This is a genomic window from Lelliottia jeotgali, assembly GCF_977070485.1.
On sequence record NZ_CDRVFO010000018.1, the window covers coordinates 65849 to 82939 of the forward strand.

Genomic DNA, 17091 nt, shown 5'->3' on the forward strand with positions numbered 1-17091 from the left:
ATCTATGTCGAAGTATGGCGTGCGTGCGAAGGTGGTGGGCCTGTGCAGCGAGGCGATGGCTGCTTGGGCAGTGGCGTTGGTGGCGTTGGTGGCCGGCAGCTTGCTGTCGATTGCCCTGGCGCTGGCCACGCATGCGTTTTACAAGCAGCAACTGCGCCAGCGCTTCGAGCTGCTGGCCAGCGAGCGCTATAGCCGTATCGCCGAGCGCTTCGATGACCAGGAGCAGCGCCTGGACAGCTTGCGGCGCTTTTTCAACTTTTCCAATGACATCACCCCACGCGAATTCGACGGCTACGCCCGCCCCCTGCTGCGTCGCACCCAGGCTTACTCCTGGGCACCGCGGGTCGAAGGCGCTCAGCGGCGTGACTTCGAGCGCCAGGCCAGTGCCGCCTTGGGGCAGGCCTACCTGATCCGTGACCTGGACGAGCGGGGTAATTGGCATCCGGCGCCGCCGCGTGATCACTACTTTCCCGTGCTTTACACCCAGGCCACCCAGATGCAGGGGCAACCCTACGGGCTGGACCTGCGCGGCCAGGCGGTACGTGACCAGACCCTGATGCGTGCCTTGGAGCCCGGCAGCATGGCAGTGTCGGCGCCGATTGACATGATCAGTGTGGCGCCCGGCTACGCCCGCGGGTTGTTGATGGTGGCGCCGGTGTTCTACACCGCGCAGGCTGATAGCCCCGCAGGGTATGTCATGGCGCTGCTGAACCTGCGGCAACTGATCACCGACGGCCTGCCGGCAATTGCCGAGGACAACCTGGTGGTACGGATCGTCGACCCAAGTGGGCGCGATGGCCATGAACTGTTGTTCGACTCGCAGAACCCGGCCGCGCCGTTGGCGTTGGTCAGCACGCAGCTGTTACATCTGGCCGACCATCATTTCCAGCTTGATATCCGCCCAAGCCAGGTGTTCATGCAGGGCAACCGCTCCTCAGCGGCGCTGGCGGTGGGCTTGCTCGGTGGCCTGCTGAGCCTGTTGCTCAGTGCCTTGCTGTACAGCCTGTTCGGCCAGCGGCAACGTGCGCTCAAGTTGGTAGAGCAGCGCACCGCTGAGTTGCGCGTCAGTGAGCAGTCGTTGCGCGAGACGCATAATCAGCTGCGCAGTGTGCTCGATGCCGCTACCCAGGTCGCTATCATCGCGACCAGCCTGAAGGGTGTGGTCAGCACCTTCAATGCCGGTGCCGAACGCATGCTTGGCTACGCGGCCAGCGACGCGGTCGGGAAACTGCAACTGGAACACCTGGTCCTGCCCGAGGAGCTCAGCCTGCGCGCCCATGCCCTGAGCCTGCGCTACGGGCGTCACATTGACGGTGGCCAGGCGATGTTCGCCGAGACCCTGCAGGAGGGCAGCGCGCAGCCAGGCGAGTGGACCTTGGTGCGCAAGGACGGCAGCCAGCTGTTGGCCAACATGCTGGTGACCGCAGTGCTCGACGAACAGGGGCTATGGGTGGGTTACCTGGCAATTTGCATTGATGTCACCGAGCAGCGTCGCGTGCATGAGGCGCTGGCAATGCGTGATCGGCTGCTGGAGAAGCTCAGTGCCGAGGTGCCGGGCGGCATTTATCAGTATCGCCTCGACGCCAACGGCCATTCCTGTTTCCCCTATGCCAGCCAGGGGCTGTTCGATATCTACGAGATCGACTTGCAGTTGCTGCATGAGGACGCCACGGTGGTGTTCGAGCGTATTCATCCCGATGACCTGGAGCGTGTGCGACGCTCCGTGCACCACTCGGCCGAACACTTGTCTCCTTGGCGTGAAGAGTACCGTGTGTGCCTGCCCAAATCCGGGCTGCGCTGGGTGCGCGGGGAGGCGACGCCAGAGGTTGGTGAAGACGGTTGCACGCTCTGGCATGGTTACCTGACCGACATTTCCGACCTCAAGGGCGTGGAGGAGGATTTGCGTACGCTGTCGGTGACCGATGCCCTGACCGGTATCCACAACCGCCGCTACTTCCAGGAGCGGTTGAAGGCCGAATTGGACCGCGCCCAGCGTGATGATCAGGAACTGGCAGTGATCATGCTCGACATCGATCACTTCAAGAGGATCAACGACCAGTACGGCCATGCCGTAGGGGATCATGTATTGCGCAGCCTCTGCCAGCGTATCGGCCAGCGTCTGCGGCGTACGGACGTATTCTGCCGGCTTGGTGGGGAGGAGTTCATGGTGCTTTGCCCTGGGAGCAATGCTGAACAGGCGCGGCTCCTGGCGATGGAACTATGGCAAGGGGTGCGCAATTTGCCTGTCGACGGGGTTGGCAAAGTGACTGCAAGTTTTGGCGTGGCCGGATGGCGGCCGGGGGAGGGGGCCGATGCCTTGCTGCTGCGGGCTGATGCCGGCGTCTATGCGGCCAAGCAGGCAGGCAGGGACCGTGTCGAGGCAGAGTTGAGCTGAGCGGGCAGTACGGGTCTCATCGCCGGCAAGCCTTCTCCCACTGGGGTTCAGTGGGACCTTGTGGGGCCGGCTTGCCGGCGATGAAGTCGGTATTTGCCCAAGTCAGATCATGGGTTGACGCCTACCGTCCGGTTAGCGGCTTTGGGCTGGCGATACAGGTCCAGCAGTACCTGGTCGAGTACCTGCGATGCCCCCCAGGGTTTCGGGTCGTTGAGAATCGCCGCCACTGCCCAGGTATTGCCGTTGCTGTCACGGCTGAAGCCGGCAATGGCGCGTACGGTATTCAGGGTGCCGGTCTTGATGTGGCCTTCACCGGCCAAGGCGGTACGCTTGAGGCGCTTGCGCATGGTGCCGTCCATGCCCACCAACGGCATTGAACTGATGAATTCGGCGGAGTAGGGGCTATTCCACGCCGCCTGCAGCAGTGCGGCCATTTCGCGCGTGCTTACCCGTTCAGCGCGCGACAGGCCAGAGCCGTTTTCCATCACCAGGTGGGGCGCGGTGATACCTTTCTTGGCCATCCACTGGCGAACCACGCGCTGGGCTGCGCGGGCATCGTCGCCATCGGCGTCGGTACGGAACTGTGCGCCAAGGCTCAGGAACAGCTGTTGGGCCATCGTGTTGTTGCTGTATTTATTGATGTCACGGATCACCTCCACCAGGTCGGGCGAGAAGGCCCGTGCCAGCAGCCGAGCGCCCTTGGGCACGTTCTCGATGCGGTCACGGCCCTGGATGCTGCCCCCCAGTTCGTTCCAGATCGCGCGCACGGCACCGGCGGCGTAGGTTGGGTGATCGAGCAGCGCGAGGTAGGTTTGCGAGTTGCAGCCATCGCCCAGCTGGCCGCTGACCACAACATTCATACCATCGGCTTGAGGCACCGGGTTGTAGCGTACATCGCCAGTGCATTTTCTGGAGGCAACTGCCTTGACCTGATTGTCGATGCGAATGCTCGCAATGGGTGGCTCGACGGCGACGGTCACCTTGCCGCCGTCGTTGCGGGCGACGAAGCGCAGAGCCTTGAGGTTGACCAGCAAGGAGTCGGGCTTGACCAGGAAGGGCTTGTTCACGTCACCGCCGTCATCATTGAAATGAGGCAGATTGGGCTGTACGAAGTGGCTGCGGTCCAGCACCAGGTCGCCGGTAATGGTGCGAACGCCGTTGGCGCGCAGGTCACGCATCAATAGCCACAGCTTCTCCATGTTCAGCTTAGGGTCACCGCCGCCCTTGAGGTACAGGTTGCCGTTGAGCACTCCGTTGCTCAGCGTGCCATCAGTGTAGAACTCGGTCTTCCACTGGAAAGTCGGGCCGAGCAGCTCGAGGGCTGCATAGGTGGTGACCAGCTTCATGGTCGAGGCCGGATTGACCGACACATCGGCGTTGAACACGGTCGGCGTGCCAGGGCCATTGAGCGGCAGCATCACCAGCGACAGTGCTGTGTCCTGCAGTTTGTTGGCTTTGAGCGCCTGCTGAACCTTGGGTGGCAGCGTGGTGTTGACAGCTGCGGCATGGCCGGGCATGGCGAACGGCAGGAGCATGCCGGCGAGAACGAGGGGGCGGAGCGATTTGATCATATGAGATTCATACCCTGCGGACGAGGGAAAAAGACATAGGGGCTGTATGAGATGATCGCCCCTCTACGAAATATAGTGCGCATTATGCCCCAAGCGCATCGCTCATGCGCCACGTTCGACGGAAAAGCGCCGTTGTACTGCGGAAACTGTTAAAGTGCCGCGCGTTATTACTCAAGAGGATTGTTTCATGGCTACCAACCGTTCCCGTCGTCTGCGCAAGAAACTGTGCGTTGATGAATTCCAGGAGCTGGGTTTCGAATTGAACCTGGGTTTCAAGGAAGACCTGTCCGACGAAGCCATCGATGCCTTCCTCGACGCCTTCCTGGCAGAAGCCATGGACGCCAACGGCCTGGACTACGTCGGTGGTGATGATTTCGGCCTGGTTTGCCTGGCAGAGCGTGGCTCGGTCAGCGAAGAGCAACGTGCCACTGTCGAAGCCTGGCTCAAAGGCCGTAGCGAACTGACCTCCATCGAAGTCAGCCCGCTGCTGGACGCCTGGTATCCGGAAAAGCCGATCAACCCGGCTTCCTGATGCATGGCTGAAGCGGCGCCCGCTCGGGCGCCCGCTTCATCGAGGCTTGGTCAGTTCTCTGGCCAAGGCTTTCTCTACGCGGCGCATGTGCCGTGCCAAAGCCTGTCGCCGCTGTTTCAGCTGTGATGCGGGCAACCCGCTTTGTTCCAGGGCCTCACAGGCCGCCATTAAGTGCTGCGCCTCCAGCATCCGCGCCGCGCTGAGGATCTTGTGTGCCTGCTCGCCGACGGCCTCGGGTTCGACTTCAGGGTCCAGGCCCATGAGCGTTGCCAGGTCCTGCTGCAGGCTCAACAGCAAGGCCTCGAGAAACAGTTCACGGTCATTGGGGTTATCGCCAACGATACTGTGCAGGCCTTTGAGATCGAACGGTCTCTCTGTTGCGGCCGGCTCCCGCTGGGGAGCGATATTCGCCAAGCGTTGGCTCAGTGTGCGCAGGCTGATGGGTTTGAGCAGGCAGTCGTCCATACCGACACTGAGGCATTTTTGCCTGACTTCGGGCTGGGCGTTGGCGGTATAGCCCAGGATCACGCAGGGAGCACGCCCGTTCTGGCGTTCTTCGGCGCGCACGGCGGCGGCGAGTTGATAGCCGTTCATATGCGGCATGTTGCAATCGAGGACGATCACGTCGAATTGCCCTTCACGCCATTTTTCCAGGCCTTCGCGGCCATCGCTGGCAGTGGCCTGGCTCAGGCCCAGGTACCCCAGCTGTTGGGCCATCAGCATCAGGTTGGCCGGGTGGTCGTCGATCACCAGCACCTTCAGCCGGGCATCGGGTGCATCCATGTCATCTGCTTCCAGCACCTGCGGCGGCAGTGCGTCGACACGTTGCAGCGGTACGCTGAAGCGAACCTGCGTGCCGAAATCCGGCACGCTCTTGATGCTCAGGCTTGCGCCCATCATTTCGCACAGGCTACGGCAGATGGCCAGGCCCAGGCCCGTGCCGGCGCGAGCGCCCTGGCTATGTGGGTTGGCCTGAACGAATGGGTTGAAAAGGCGTTGCAAGTCATCGTCATGAATGCCAATGCCGGTGTCACGCACCTCCAGCTCCAGGCTCGGGGGTGCTGACGGGGCTTCTTCACGCAGGCTGAGGCTGATGCGCACTTGGCCCTGCCCGGTGAACTTGATGGCATTGCTGATCAGGTTGGACAGGATCTGCTTGAAGCGTAGTGGGTCGAGCAGGACGTGGCAGCGGGCACTGGGGGCGATGACGACGTCGAAGGCCAGGCCTTTTTGCCGTGCCTGGCCATCGAACACGCGACTCACCGATTCGACCAGCGCCGCAAGGTCGACGGGCTCGGGTGCAAGGGACAGGTGGCCTGACTCGATACGCACGATATCCAGGATGTCACCGATCAGGCCCAGCAGGTCCTTGGCCGAATGGTGGGCGACCTCCAGGGAGGTGCGATCGATCTGCCCTTGATGGGCACGCTTGACCGCCAGTTCGAGCATGTCGATGACCGCGTTCATTGGGGTGCGAATCTCGTGGCTGATGGTAGCCAGGAAGGTACTCTTGGCGCGGTTGGCATCATCAGCCAGTTGCTTGGCCTCGCGCAGCTCCTGCACCAGCTTGCGCCGCTCGCTGATGTCGATCCAGCCACCGATGATGCCCTGGACTTCACCGAGTGAATCCCGGTACGGCAGTATCCAGTGGTAGATCGTGATTTCGCGATCCTTGAGCCGCAAGGGGCGGTCGATGATCAGCGGGACTCCGGCGGCCATCACCTGCAGATAGTCGGCATGGATCTGGCGGGTACTTTCCGAACCAGCGAACAGACTGTCTTCCAGGCGCCTGCCTATGACCTCGTCGAGGGTCGCCTGCACCGCTTCCAGATAACTGGCATTGCAGCTTTGCAGGCAGCCCGCCCTGTCCCGCACATACATCGGGTGCGGGGTGCCGTTGAGCAGTGCGCCCATGAACTCCAGCTGATCGTTCAGGGCGCGTTCGGCGTGCTGGCGCTGTTTGATCTGGCGGCGCAACCGGGCGTTCCACAGCAGCGCCCCCAGCAGGAGCAAAGCGGTCCCCAGCAACACTTTCATGGCAAGGCGCCTGAAACCCAGCCAATTGCTGTCATCATGCTGGCTGTAGCCACTCCAGCGGTTGTTGATCACCCCCAGTTCTTCCGGCGAAATGCTCAGCAACGCCTTGTCCAGAATCGATGCCAACTCTGTTGCCGGCGCGGAGGAGGCCATGGCGAAGCTCGCAGGATCGGTACCGACCGTGCTGCGGATGACCAGTTTGGCGTTACCTGCCACGGCATGATTGGCATCGATCAAGGTCGTGATGACGGCATCGACTGCGCCACTGCTCAACAGTGCCATGGAATAGTAGGGGCTCTCGGTCTCGATCCAGCCGGTCTGCGGGTACCGGGTTGCCAGCAGTTCGGACATCTCGCTGTAGCGGGTAATGGCGATGCGGCGGCCCTGCAATTGTTCCAGTGAGGTGTACTGGGGCGTTTCGGTGCGCGTCACCAGCACATAGGTGCTTTCCAGGTAAGGTCGGCTGAGGTGCAAGTGCTCCTCGTTCATGTCATCCACGGCAAGTGCTGCGATCATGTTCACGCGCCCGTCCTCAAGTCGGGCGATCATCTCGGCGATGCCGTTGGTACGCTGCACTTCGAAGCGCAGCCCTGTACGCAGGCGGATCAGGTCCAGCAGGTCGGCGGTGATCCCGCGGAAATGGCCATTGCCGTCGAAATAGGACAGCGGTGCGGCCGTCTCGTCGATGGCCACCTGCATCACAGGATGGCGGCGCAACCACTGCTCCTCTTCGGTCGTGAGCTGTAGCTTACGGTCGCTCAGCAGCAGGTCGCTGCCGGCACTCCAGCGTTTGAAGATGCTCGCGCGCACGGCGGCTGGCTGGCGGTCCAGGGCCAGGTTCACCAGATCCTTGAGATGGGTATCTTGCGCGCGCATTGCAAAACTGAAACCGACGCTTTCATGTTTGCCGAAGCTCGCCATGCGCAGGCGCGGCAGATGACCGCGATTGAGCTGATAGTGAGTGGAGATGGTATCGCCGATGAACACGTCAGCCTGCCCGAACGCTACGGCATTGAGGGCTTGGGAAGACGAACCGAAGGCCAGCAGTTCGGCTTGGGGATATACAGTGCTGACTTCTTCTCGTGGCAGATAGTGATACAACATGCCCAGGCGCATGCCGTCCATGCCGCGGTTGAGCGTGCGGCTTTCGTCTTCGCGGGTCACCAGCACCGGCTGGTCGACGGCATAAGGGTGCGAAAGCGCCAGGCCATCGCTCGCTGCTTCGTAGCCATTGGCGCTGCCAAGCAAGTCGATATCCCCTTTCTTGAGCGCCTCTACTGCGTCTTGCCGGCTGGGATAGCGCAACACTCGAATCGGCACTTGCAGTACCTTGCCGATCAGGCTGGCATATTCGGCGGTGAGGCCCTGATAGTCGCGCCCGCCACTGGTTATGTCGAAGGGCGGATAGTCCGGTGCTGACGTGCCCAGCTTCAGGTATTGGCGGCCCATCAGCCATTCCCTCTGTTGCGCGTTCAGTTGCGGGGTTACCGGTGAGGCAGAGGAGCGGGCAAGAAGGGAATACGGTACCGCCTCAAGCTGAGAAGCCTGCGCTGCGCAGCAGGCCAATGGCAGTGCAAGGGCCAGCCAGGCAATGAGTCGCGCCATTTGACACCTCAGACCAGCGCGTTACGTTTGGCCATTTCAATAAGGTCGACCAAGGTGTCGACCTGGAGCTTCTGCATCAGGCGCTTCTTGTAAGTGCTGACGGTCTTGTTGCTGAGAAACATGCCTTTGGCAATTTCCTTGTTGCTGCGCCCTTGGGCGAAAAGTTGCAGCACCATCAGTTCGCGATCATTGACCTGGCGGAAAAGCGTGAGATCAGTGCCTGCTGTTTCGTGGCCGGTGTGGATGGCCTGGCTGGGAAAGTAGTTGTATCCGGCAAGTACCGCCTTGATAGCGCTGAGCAGTTCGCTCAGGTCTTCCTGTTTGCATACATAGCCTGCTGCACCTGAGTGCATGCAGCGTACGGCGAACAGCGCGGGCGATTGCGCAGTCAGGATCAGCACCTTCAGCGGCAAGGCCATGGTTTGAAAGCGCGAGAGTACCTCGAGGCCATCAAGCTTGGGGATGCTGATATCGAGAATCACTAGGTCGGGCAGCGTTTCGCGGATCATCTGCATGGCGTCCACGCCATTGTCCGATTCGCCTACGACTTTGTAGTTCTGGTTTTCAAGCAGCATACGGACAGCCAGGCGGATGACGGGATGGTCATCGACAATAAATACGGAGTGCATGTTCAACTTCCCTGCGGCGGATGACGAGGCAGGGGGCACCTTAACCCAGTTGCATCTGACATGGGGTGTGAAGTGTGGCGATTAAACGTATATGGGAAATGGCTTACAGCAGAAGACAATTAGAGCTACGAAGTGTAAGGATTTGATTCGGTGTCAAAGGTCTGTTGGTAACTTTTTATTTGTAGATGCTCTTTCTGTTTCACAGTTGACAGCAGTTGTAGGAAATATCCCTCAACATAATGGGCCGCATGCGCAAATGCATGCGGCAGTACCCAGGTTCAGGTCGGGCCGGACCGCCCGGTCATCTCGCGGGCCATTTCGCTGGCATAGCTGTCGGTCATGCCGGCGATGAAATCGATCATGCGTAGGTAGGCTTTGTGCAGAGAATCTTGCGGGTGTGGGGCGTTGTTACCAATCAGATCGAGTACGCGGCGGCTCTTGAAGGAGGGGGTACGCCCGCCATGCTGCTCGAGGGCCGCAGCACAGAACGTGTTAAGCAGGATTTCGAGGGTAGTGTAGGCACCGATTTCGTGCAGCGTCTTGCGCTTGTCCTGGAATATCTTGTTGCGTGCCATGTCCTTGGCCTGGAGCACGCAGCGCTTGGCCGGGCCGTGCATGTGCTCGACCAGGTCGCCACTCAAATGCCCGGCAAGCAATGCCTGCTGTTGCTCGACGAAGGCGCTCGCAGCGGCGTTGGTCAGGTGCTCGATGGCTTTGCCACGCAAGATGGCCAGCTTGCGTCGCCGCGAATCTGCAGGGCCAAGCTGGCGATACGTTTCTGGCAAGTCATCACCCACCAGGTCGAGCAGCAGCGCCTCCACTTCGGCGTACTGCAGCAACTCCATCTCCAGGCCATCTTCCAGGTCGATCAGGCCGTAGCAAATGTCATCGGCTGCCTCCATCAGGTAGACCAGAGGATGACGCGCCCAGCGCTGCGCCTCCAGTAGCGGCAGGCCGAGCTTCTGGGCGATCTGTTCAAGCAGCGGCAATTCGCTCTGGTAGCAGCCGAACTTATGCTTCTTGTACCCCAGGGCATCGGCATGCCGGGCGGTCCAAGGGTATTTGAGATAAGTACCCAGGGTGGCGTAGGTCAGTCGGGTACCGCCATCGAACTGGTGATACTCAAGCTGGGTGAGTACGCGAAACCCTTGAGCATTGCCTTCGAAGTTGAGGAAGTCGCCGCGCTCGTCATCCGTCATGTCATCCAGCCAGCCGCGCCCTGCAGCCTGCTGGAACCAGTGGCGGATGGCATCTTCACCTGAGTGGCCGAACGGTGGGTTGCCGATGTCGTGGGCCAGGCAGGCGGACTGCACGATCATGCCCAGATCACTGGGCTCGCACCAGTCTGGCAGGCTGTCGCGCAGCGTTTCGCCGACGCGCATGCCCAATGAGCGCCCTACGCAACTTACTTCAAGGGAATGTGTCAGGCGCGTGTGAATATGATCGTTGCTGGAGACGGGATGCACTTGGGTCTTGCGCCCCAGGCGGCGGAACGCGCCTGAGAAGATGATCCGGTCGTGGTCTTTGTGGAAGGGGCTGCGCCCCAGTTCCTCGGGGCTGTACAGGGCTTTGCCCAGGCGCTCGCGGGTGAGCAGTGTATGCCAGTCCAAGGCGCGCTCTCCTGTAGGTCGAATGGCGTAGCTTCCGGTGTCGCGCAGGGCTATGCAAGCGGAAAATCAATATCGGCCTTATCGTCGGCAAGCCGCCTCTCACAGATGCTTGTCACGCTTGAAACGCGTGGGGTCACCTGTGAGTGCCGGCTCTGGAGATGGCTCAGGAGCGCCGCGAGCCTTGCAGATACAGCTTCAGCAGCGGCAGCAGGGTAGTGCCCAGGCGCACCAGCCGAGACAGGTTGCCGCTGCGCACCCCTTTGCCGGTCAGAAAGCCCAGCGCAACCACCGCACCAATGCCCCACAGAGGTGCGTGCTTGATGCCCAGGCCATCTTGCAATGAGCCGCCCATGCCCCGCAGGCGGTGCAGTGGTTGCAGCATTTGCCCGGACTCCTGGCGGATCTGCTGGCGATGCATCTCCATGCGCAGGCGCAGCAGCGCTTTTCGCAGCTCCCGTGGATTACGCGTATTGGGTAGTTCAGGCAAGCTCATGGCAGCAGGCGCTCCCGGTCCTTGGCAAGTTCTTCGAGGGTGGCGCCAAACGGCGAGGACTCGTCGAATACCGCAGCCTTCAGGCGAAGGCCGCAATACAGTGCAGCCACACCATAAAACACACACAGGCCGATGATCCCTGCCAGGCGGTAGCTGTCCCACAGCAACACCAGCAGCAGGCCCGACAAGGCCGTCAGCAGCAGCAGAGCGAACACCAGCGCCAGGCCAGCGAACAGCAGCAGGCTCAGAGTACGTCCTTTCTGCTCCTGCAGTTCGATACCGAACAGTTCGATATGGCTGTGCAGCAGCCCCAGTATCGCGGCGCCCAGGCGCCTGCCTGAAGCGCCGGTACCAATGGCGTCATTCTCCATGGAAGCTCCTTAACGCCGATTGGCCAGCAGCCCGATCAGCAGGCCGACACCTGCGGCAATGCCGATGGCCTGCCAAGGGTTTTCCTGAACGTAATGCTCGGCACTACCCAAGGCCGCCTGGCCACGCTCACGCACCGATTCCTGAGTCAGTTGCAAGGTTTCCCGGGCCTGAGTAAGGCGCTCGTGGATCTGCTCACGCAGCTCATCGGCCTGGTCGCCCGCCAGGTTGGCGGTGTCGGCCAGGAGTTTCTCGGTGTCACGGACCAAAGCCTGGAAGTCCGCCATCAATATTTCTTGTGCAGTCTTTGCCGATTTGCTGGCCATGGTGCTTTCCCTGTGTAGGTGTGTAGGTAATTCGAGTTTCGTTGTGCGCTGAAGGTTCACTTGGTCGCTGGTATGGGCCTTGCTAATGAAGATTGCCACAACGCGGGGCGTAGACCGGAGCGATGCGCCGATACAGGGCGTCGACCCCGGCAGATACCGATAAACCTTAACCCAATCCACGACAAACCCAAGAAAAAACCACGCAGGCTTCGCTCGGTTCACCGTACCCGGGCAGTGGGCTGGCACCGATCCGGTGCATGGATGCAGGTTCTTGAACTGTCCTGGTGCCTTTTTCAGCAGGTCTGCCTTTTCATGGACAACATGCACAGCGCCATGGACTCCCTGGTCCACGGTTCCAATACTCTCTTCATCCTCATGGGCGCCATTCTGGTGCTTGCCATGCACGCGGGCTTCGCGTTTCTCGAAGTGGGCACCGTGCGCCACAAGAACCAGGTCAATGCCTTATCGAAGATACTCAGCGATTTCGCCATCTCGGCGCTGGTGTATTTCTTCATCGGTTACTGGGTTGCCTATGGCGTGAGCTTTCTGCACCCGGCATCCCAGCTGGCCGCCGACCACGGCTATGCTCTGGTCAAATGCTTTTTCCTGCTGACGTTTGCAGCAGCGATACCGGCAATCATCTCCGGGGGCATCGCCGAGCGTGCGCGGTTCGTGCCTCAGCTGTGTGCCACAGCGTTGATCGTAGCCTTCATTTATCCGTTCTTCGAGGGCGTGGTATGGAATGGCAACTTCGGCGCACAGGCATGGCTGCAGGCGCGCTTTGGTGCGCCGTTCCATGACTTTGCAGGGTCTGTGGTGGTGCATGCGATGGGCGGCTGGCTGGCACTGGTGGCAGTGCTGCTGCTGGGTGCACGGCGGGGGCGGTACCGTGATGGTCGGCTGGTGGCCTTCGCTCCGTCGAGCATTCCGTTCCTGGCACTGGGCTCCTGGATCCTTATCATCGGCTGGTTCGGCTTCAACGTCATGAGCGCACAGACCTTGCAAGGCGTCAGTGGCCTGGTGGCGATCAATTCGCTGATGGCCATGGTAGGTGGCACCCTGGCAGCTTTGTTGGCCGGGCGTAACGACCCTGGTTTCCTGCACAACGGGCCGCTGGCTGGTCTGGTGGCGATCTGTGCAGGTTCGGACTTGATGCATCCGATCGGTGCGCTGGCTACTGGCCTTGTGGCCGGTGTGTTGTTCGTGTGGAGCTTCACTGCCGCGCAAAACCGCTGGAAGATCGACGATGTGCTAGGCGTGTGGCCATTGCACGGGCTGTGCGGCGCATGGGGCGGGATAGCCTGTGGCATCTTCGGCCAGGCAGGCCTTGGCGGTATGGGGGGCGTCAGCCTGATCAGCCAGTTGATCGGAAGCCTGGCCGGGGTACTGATTGCGCTGCTTGGGGGCTTTGTTGTGTACGGCTTGATACGCGCAGTACTAGGCCTGCGCCTGAGCCATGAGCAGGAGTTCCAGGGCGCCGACTTGTCGCTGCACCGCATCGGTGCCACCAGCCAGGATTGAGCGAGGTCAGGTGCACATGGGGCGGTAGCGACCTAGAATAGGCTTCTCATCCATGCCAAACCGGGTCCTGCCCCCATGCTGCCTGAATGCCAACTCTTCGGCACCGTCGGGTGCCACTTGTGCGAAGTGGCCGAAGCCGTTCTCATGCCTTTGGTCGATCATGGTCTGCTGGTCGAGCTGGTCGATATCGCCGAGAGCGAGGCGCTGTTCGAGCGCTACGGGCTTATCATTCCCGTGCTGCGTCGTTGCGATACCTCGGCGGAACTGCACTGGCCGTTCGATTCTGAACAGGTTGTTGCCTTTGTCGCGCAATGAGAGCGGCAGGGGAAGCATCGCCTGCCTGCATGAGTTGAGCTGTTGCTCGAAGATGCCGTGCCGGCGACAGACGCCGGTACCTCATCATCGTCGAGAATGCAGTCATGTTCATCACACCAAATTTTACCCTTGAAGAGATGATTGTCTCGCAAGTCGCCTCTCGGGAAGGGCTGGACAATACGCCATCGCAGCAAGTCATCAGCAACCTGCATCTGCTCTGTGACGCCCTTGAGCAGGTGCGGGCTTTGTTTGGTCTGCCGGTGATCATCAGCAGTGGCTACCGGTCCCCCGCGTTGAACAAGCGTATAGGCGGCTCCCCGCGTAGCCAGCACCTGCGCGGGTTGGCCGCTGACTTCGAGATATTCGGCATCAGTAATCGAGAAGTGGTCCGCCAAGTGAGTGCAAGCGCGGTGAGTTTCGACCAGATAATCCTCGAGTTCGACAGTTGGGTCCACCTGTCGGTAACGCCGGGCGTGCCGCGTCGTGAAGTGCTGACCATCCGCAGGGGCACAGGCTACCTGCCAGGTTTGCAGTGAGGAGGGGATGAATTGACGGCGGGGTATGCAAGTTCGTATGCTGTATATAAATACAGTGTCGAGGTAAGCCCATGCTCAATGTCGAGCAACTCAAGTACAGCGTTAACCGCATGCCGGTGGAGCGGGTATGTGACGCCGTGCTGGAACTGCGCCTCGAAGGCCTGGTCACCGATGACCGTACGCCGTTCGGCAAGGTTCATTTCAATACCTGCTTCGCTGAGATCGAGGCTCTGTTTCAGCGGGCCGGCTACCATCGAGGGTTGGATGTGGTGGGTTACCAGGGCTTGCTGTATGCGCTCTATGATCCCGGTCGCTGGGAGCCCGTGCAGGTTCTGCGCTGGCTGAAAGCGCGCAGCGAGGCCACAGTCCAGGCTGGTTGAGCTGGCGGGGTTGGGGGATAATGCCCGACCCTGCCCGTTCCGAGTCTCGCCATGACCACGCCTTTCGACCCCGCCCGCCAGCAAGCCAGCACGGTTTGCCTGCCACCTGGCAACTGGGCGACGGTACTTGATTGCCTGTGCGATCATTTCAAGGCAATCGAGCGTGCGCAATGGCTTGACCGCTTTGCTCGTGGCCGGGTGCTCAACGCCGAAGGCCAGGCGATTGCTGCCGACCTGCCTTACCGCCGCGGCATGCGTTTGCACTACTTTCGTGAGGTGCCCAACGAGCGGCCGATCCCGGTAGAGGAAGCCATCCTGCATGTGGATGAGCATCTGGTGGTGGCCGACAAACCGCATTTTCTGCCGGTTACGCCCACTGGCGAGTATGTCGAACAGACTCTGCTGCGCCGTTTGATCCGGCGCCTGGATAACCCTCACCTGGTGCCGTTGCACCGCATCGACCGGCATACCGCAGGGCTGGTGTTGTTCTCGGCCAACCCGCAAACCCGCAGCGCATACCAAAGGCTGTTCCCCGAGCGTCGCATCGACAAACGCTACCACGCCATCGCCCCGGCCTTGCCCCAGCGTGATTTTCCGCTGGTGCATAAAAGCCGTCTGGTACATGGCGAGCCGTTTTTCCGCATGCATGAGGTACAGGGCGACGATAACAGCGAAACCCTGGCCGAGGTGCTGGAGAAGCAGGGTGAGTTATGGCGCTACGGCCTTTCGCCGGTGACCGGCAAAACGCATCAACTGCGGGTGCACATGGCGGCACTGGGGGCAGCGATCTGTAACGACCCGTTCTATCCTGAGTTGCTCAAGGTAGAAGACGATTACCAGCGGCCATTGAAGCTGTTGGCACACAGCTTGCGCTTTGCCGACCCGTTGACGGGGGAGGAGCGCTATTTCGAGAGTCGTCTGACCCTCGGTTGGTAGTACCCCTTCGCGGGTAAGGTCGCGAAGGGGCGCTGTGTTGTCAGCGGTTGAACCGCTCCACCAGTGAGTACTGGCCACCGGCGGTGGTGGTCAATGCTTCGCTGAGCAGCGCCGAATGCTGCGCTTGCTCGGCTGTCTGGTCGGCCAGTTCGGCGATCGTGCTGATGTTGCGGCTGATCTCGTCAGCCACGGCAGTCTGCTCTTCAGTGGCGGCAGCGATCTGTGTCGCCATATCGGTAATGTTGGCCACCGCATCGCTGATCCCCGCCAAAGCCTGGTCAGCCTGCATCACTCGCTCTACACCTTCCTGAGCCTGGCGATGGCCAGATTCCATGGTGAGCACGGCGTTGTTGGCTGTCTGTTGCAGCTTGGCAATCAGGCCATGGATCTGCCCTGTGGACTCAGCGGTGCGCTGGGCCAGCTGGCGCACTTCGTCGGCCACCACGGCAAAGCCACGGCCCATCTCGCCAGCGCGGGCCGCTTCGATGGCTGCGTTCAGTGCCAGCAGGTTGGTTTGGTCGGCAATGCCCTTGATCACATCGACCACGCCACCGATTTCGTCGCTGTCCTTGGCCAGTTGCGTCACGGTCTCGCCGGTTTCACCCACGGCCGCCGACAGACGCTCGATGGCGTCGCGGGTTTCGCCGGCGATCTGCCGGCCCTGGCTGGTCAGGCGATTGGCTTCCTGTGTGGCATCGGCGGTGCGCTGTACATGGTTGGCCACTTCCTGGGTCGTGGCGGCCATCTGGTTGACGGCGGCGGCAACCTGCTCGGTCTCGACCCGTTGGCGCTCCAGCCCCGAAGAGCTCTTGTGGGCCAGAACGTCTGACTGGCGCGCCTGATCGCTGAGGTGTTCGGCGCTGTCCTGCAGGCGGGTCAGGCAGGTTTTCATGCGCGCATCCTGGCTGAGCAGGGCCATTTCCAGGCGCGCTTGGACGCCACGGCTGTCGGTGTACATCTGCGCGATCAGCGGGTCGGAAGTGGTCTGTTCGGCCAGGCGCAGCAGGCGTTTGAGGCCGCGTTGTTGCCAGCCCAGGCCGAGCAGGCCGAGCGGCACCGACAGGCCGGCGGCCAGGGCGAAGCCCCAGGAATGCCCGAGCCAGTTGCCGATCAAAAAGCCAATCTGGCTGACCAGGATGAAGGGTAGCCAGTCTTGAAGTACTGGCAGCCATTTGTCACGGCGCGGAACGGCGGGCTTGCCCTGGTTGAGACGCTGGTAAAGTGCTTCGGCGCGGCGGATCTGCTCGGCGGTGGGCTTGACCCGCACCGACTCGAAACCGGTCACCTGGTTGTTGTCGAAGATCGGCGTGACGTAGGCGTTGACCCAGTAATGGTCACCCGACTTGCAGCGGTTCTTGACGATGCCCATCCAGGGCTGGCCTTGCTTGAGGGTCTGCCACATGTGGGCGAACACTGCAGGGGGCACATCCGGGTGGCGTACCAGGTTGTGCGGTGCGCCGATCAGCTCCTCGCGCGTGAAGCCGCTGATCTCGACGAACGCATCGTTGCAATAGGTGATCACACCCTTGGCATTGGTGGTCGAGATCAAGCGTTGTTGGGCAGGGAAAGTCCTTTCCCGTTGAGTGATCGGCTGGTTGTTACGCATGGGCTGAGTAATCCGCAAGGCTTTCGACAGATATCGGCAAGCCGGTACTTTTATTGAATGGATATTTAACTTCGTTGATCTGGCGCAGGAGCAGGCGGCTGTGAATGCGCTAGCAGCCCGACACGTTCGCGAAAGATGGCGTCACTATTGCGGGTTTATTGCAGGGAATGACGTGCAGGTCAAATCATGACTCATTGGCTGGCCAAGAGCCAGCCTCCGACGCAAAAAAG

Annotated in this window: 15 protein-coding genes; 7 read left to right on the plus strand and 8 right to left on the minus strand. The window is 61.1% G+C overall.

Annotated elements, in window-relative coordinates; all coding sequences use genetic code 11:
* Nucleotides 1–4 precede the first annotated feature (4 nt).
* Nucleotides 5–2395, plus strand: coding sequence for a sensor domain-containing diguanylate cyclase (locus ACW4TB_RS22565; RefSeq protein ID WP_279930460.1), 2391 nt, complete (start codon nucleotides 5–7; stop codon nucleotides 2393–2395).
* Nucleotides 2396–2502: 107 nt separating this feature from the next.
* Here the strand turns inward: ACW4TB_RS22565 and dacB are convergent, their stop codons facing one another.
* A complete protein-coding gene (dacB, locus tag ACW4TB_RS22570; RefSeq protein WP_254467404.1) occupies nucleotides 2503–3966 on the minus strand; it encodes a D-alanyl-D-alanine carboxypeptidase/D-alanyl-D-alanine endopeptidase in 1464 nt (487 codons plus the stop codon).
* A gap of 187 nt (nucleotides 3967–4153) precedes the next feature.
* Here dacB and ACW4TB_RS22575 point away from each other — a divergent pair, with 187 nt between their 5' ends.
* A complete protein-coding gene (locus ACW4TB_RS22575; RefSeq protein WP_012313525.1) occupies nucleotides 4154–4498 on the plus strand; it encodes a YggL family protein in 345 nt (114 codons plus the stop codon).
* Between the two features lie 36 nt (nucleotides 4499–4534).
* Here the strand turns inward: ACW4TB_RS22575 and ACW4TB_RS22580 are convergent, their stop codons facing one another.
* From ACW4TB_RS22580 to ACW4TB_RS22605, 6 genes are all read right to left on the minus strand, one after another.
* Nucleotides 4535–8140, minus strand: coding sequence for a transporter substrate-binding domain-containing protein (locus ACW4TB_RS22580; RefSeq protein ID WP_455828427.1), 3606 nt, complete (start codon nucleotides 8138–8140; stop codon nucleotides 4535–4537).
* A gap of 8 nt (nucleotides 8141–8148) precedes the next feature.
* The gene (locus ACW4TB_RS22585) at nucleotides 8149–8769 is read right to left on the minus strand and encodes a response regulator transcription factor (RefSeq protein ID WP_012313527.1); all 621 of its coding nucleotides are present in this window, start codon (nucleotides 8767–8769) and stop codon (nucleotides 8149–8151) included.
* Nucleotides 8770–9047: 278 nt separating this feature from the next.
* A complete protein-coding gene (locus ACW4TB_RS22590; protein ID WP_279930466.1) occupies nucleotides 9048–10379 on the minus strand; it encodes a deoxyguanosinetriphosphate triphosphohydrolase in 1332 nt (443 codons plus the stop codon).
* 163 nt (nucleotides 10380–10542) lie between these two features.
* Nucleotides 10543–10872: a hypothetical protein gene (locus ACW4TB_RS22595; protein WP_012313529.1), complete on the minus strand. Its 330-nt coding sequence runs from the start codon at nucleotides 10870–10872 to the stop codon at nucleotides 10543–10545.
* Nucleotides 10869–11243 (minus strand): phage holin family protein, encoded by a 375-nt coding sequence (locus ACW4TB_RS22600; protein ID WP_012313530.1) that lies wholly within the window; start codon nucleotides 11241–11243, stop codon nucleotides 10869–10871. Before ACW4TB_RS22600 ends, ACW4TB_RS22595 begins: the two co-directional genes overlap by 4 nt.
* Nucleotides 11244–11252: 9 nt before the next feature.
* A complete protein-coding gene (locus tag ACW4TB_RS22605; RefSeq protein WP_012313531.1) occupies nucleotides 11253–11567 on the minus strand; it encodes a DUF883 family protein in 315 nt (104 codons plus the stop codon).
* Between the two features lie 312 nt (nucleotides 11568–11879).
* On the opposite strand from ACW4TB_RS22605, the gene ACW4TB_RS22610 reads away from it, so the two are divergent.
* From ACW4TB_RS22610 to ACW4TB_RS22630, 5 genes are all read left to right on the plus strand, one after another.
* Nucleotides 11880–13088 (plus strand): ammonium transporter, encoded by a 1209-nt coding sequence (locus ACW4TB_RS22610; protein ID WP_279930470.1) that lies wholly within the window; start codon nucleotides 11880–11882, stop codon nucleotides 13086–13088.
* Between the two features lie 75 nt (nucleotides 13089–13163).
* Entirely contained in the window at nucleotides 13164–13403 is a 240-nt protein-coding gene (locus ACW4TB_RS22615; RefSeq protein WP_279930472.1) for a glutaredoxin family protein, read from the plus strand.
* A gap of 104 nt (nucleotides 13404–13507) precedes the next feature.
* Nucleotides 13508–13939, plus strand: a complete 432-nt coding sequence (locus tag ACW4TB_RS22620) for a D-Ala-D-Ala carboxypeptidase family metallohydrolase (RefSeq protein ID WP_012313534.1) — start codon at nucleotides 13508–13510, stop codon at nucleotides 13937–13939.
* 71 nt (nucleotides 13940–14010) lie between these two features.
* Nucleotides 14011–14319, plus strand: coding sequence for a hypothetical protein (locus ACW4TB_RS22625; RefSeq protein WP_012313535.1), 309 nt, complete (start codon nucleotides 14011–14013; stop codon nucleotides 14317–14319).
* Between the two features lie 51 nt (nucleotides 14320–14370).
* Nucleotides 14371–15255: a pseudouridine synthase gene (locus ACW4TB_RS22630; RefSeq protein ID WP_012313536.1), complete on the plus strand. Its 885-nt coding sequence runs from the start codon at nucleotides 14371–14373 to the stop codon at nucleotides 15253–15255.
* 40 nt (nucleotides 15256–15295) lie between these two features.
* Here the strand turns inward: ACW4TB_RS22630 and ACW4TB_RS22635 are convergent, their stop codons facing one another.
* Entirely contained in the window at nucleotides 15296–16861 is a 1566-nt protein-coding gene (locus ACW4TB_RS22635; RefSeq protein WP_012313537.1) for a methyl-accepting chemotaxis protein, read from the minus strand.
* Nucleotides 16862–17091: the final 230 nt, after the last annotated feature.

Bases quoted from the DNA above. Each gene is read 5' to 3' on its own strand.
- ACW4TB_RS22565 (WP_279930460.1), top strand. From the start codon at position 5: ATGTCGAAGTATGGCGTGCGTGCGAAGGTGGTGGGCCTGTGCAGCGAG.
- dacB (WP_254467404.1), bottom strand. From the start codon at position 3,966: ATGATCAAATCGCTCCGCCCCCTCGTTCTCGCCGGCATGCTCCTGCCG.
- ACW4TB_RS22575 (WP_012313525.1), top strand. From the start codon at position 4,154: ATGGCTACCAACCGTTCCCGTCGTCTGCGCAAGAAACTGTGCGTTGAT.
- ACW4TB_RS22580 (WP_455828427.1), bottom strand. From the start codon at position 8,140: ATGGCGCGACTCATTGCCTGGCTGGCCCTTGCACTGCCATTGGCCTGC.
- ACW4TB_RS22585 (WP_012313527.1), bottom strand. From the start codon at position 8,769: ATGCACTCCGTATTTATTGTCGATGACCATCCCGTCATCCGCCTGGCT.
- ACW4TB_RS22595 (WP_012313529.1), bottom strand. From the start codon at position 10,872: ATGAGCTTGCCTGAACTACCCAATACGCGTAATCCACGGGAGCTGCGA.
- ACW4TB_RS22600 (WP_012313530.1), bottom strand. From the start codon at position 11,243: ATGGAGAATGACGCCATTGGTACCGGCGCTTCAGGCAGGCGCCTGGGC.
- ACW4TB_RS22605 (WP_012313531.1), bottom strand. From the start codon at position 11,567: ATGGCCAGCAAATCGGCAAAGACTGCACAAGAAATATTGATGGCGGAC.
- ACW4TB_RS22610 (WP_279930470.1), top strand. From the start codon at position 11,880: ATGGACAACATGCACAGCGCCATGGACTCCCTGGTCCACGGTTCCAAT.
- ACW4TB_RS22615 (WP_279930472.1), top strand. From the start codon at position 13,164: ATGCTGCCTGAATGCCAACTCTTCGGCACCGTCGGGTGCCACTTGTGC.
- ACW4TB_RS22620 (WP_012313534.1), top strand. From the start codon at position 13,508: ATGTTCATCACACCAAATTTTACCCTTGAAGAGATGATTGTCTCGCAA.
- ACW4TB_RS22625 (WP_012313535.1), top strand. From the start codon at position 14,011: ATGCTCAATGTCGAGCAACTCAAGTACAGCGTTAACCGCATGCCGGTG.
- ACW4TB_RS22630 (WP_012313536.1), top strand. From the start codon at position 14,371: ATGACCACGCCTTTCGACCCCGCCCGCCAGCAAGCCAGCACGGTTTGC.
- ACW4TB_RS22635 (WP_012313537.1), bottom strand. From the start codon at position 16,861: ATGCGTAACAACCAGCCGATCACTCAACGGGAAAGGACTTTCCCTGCC.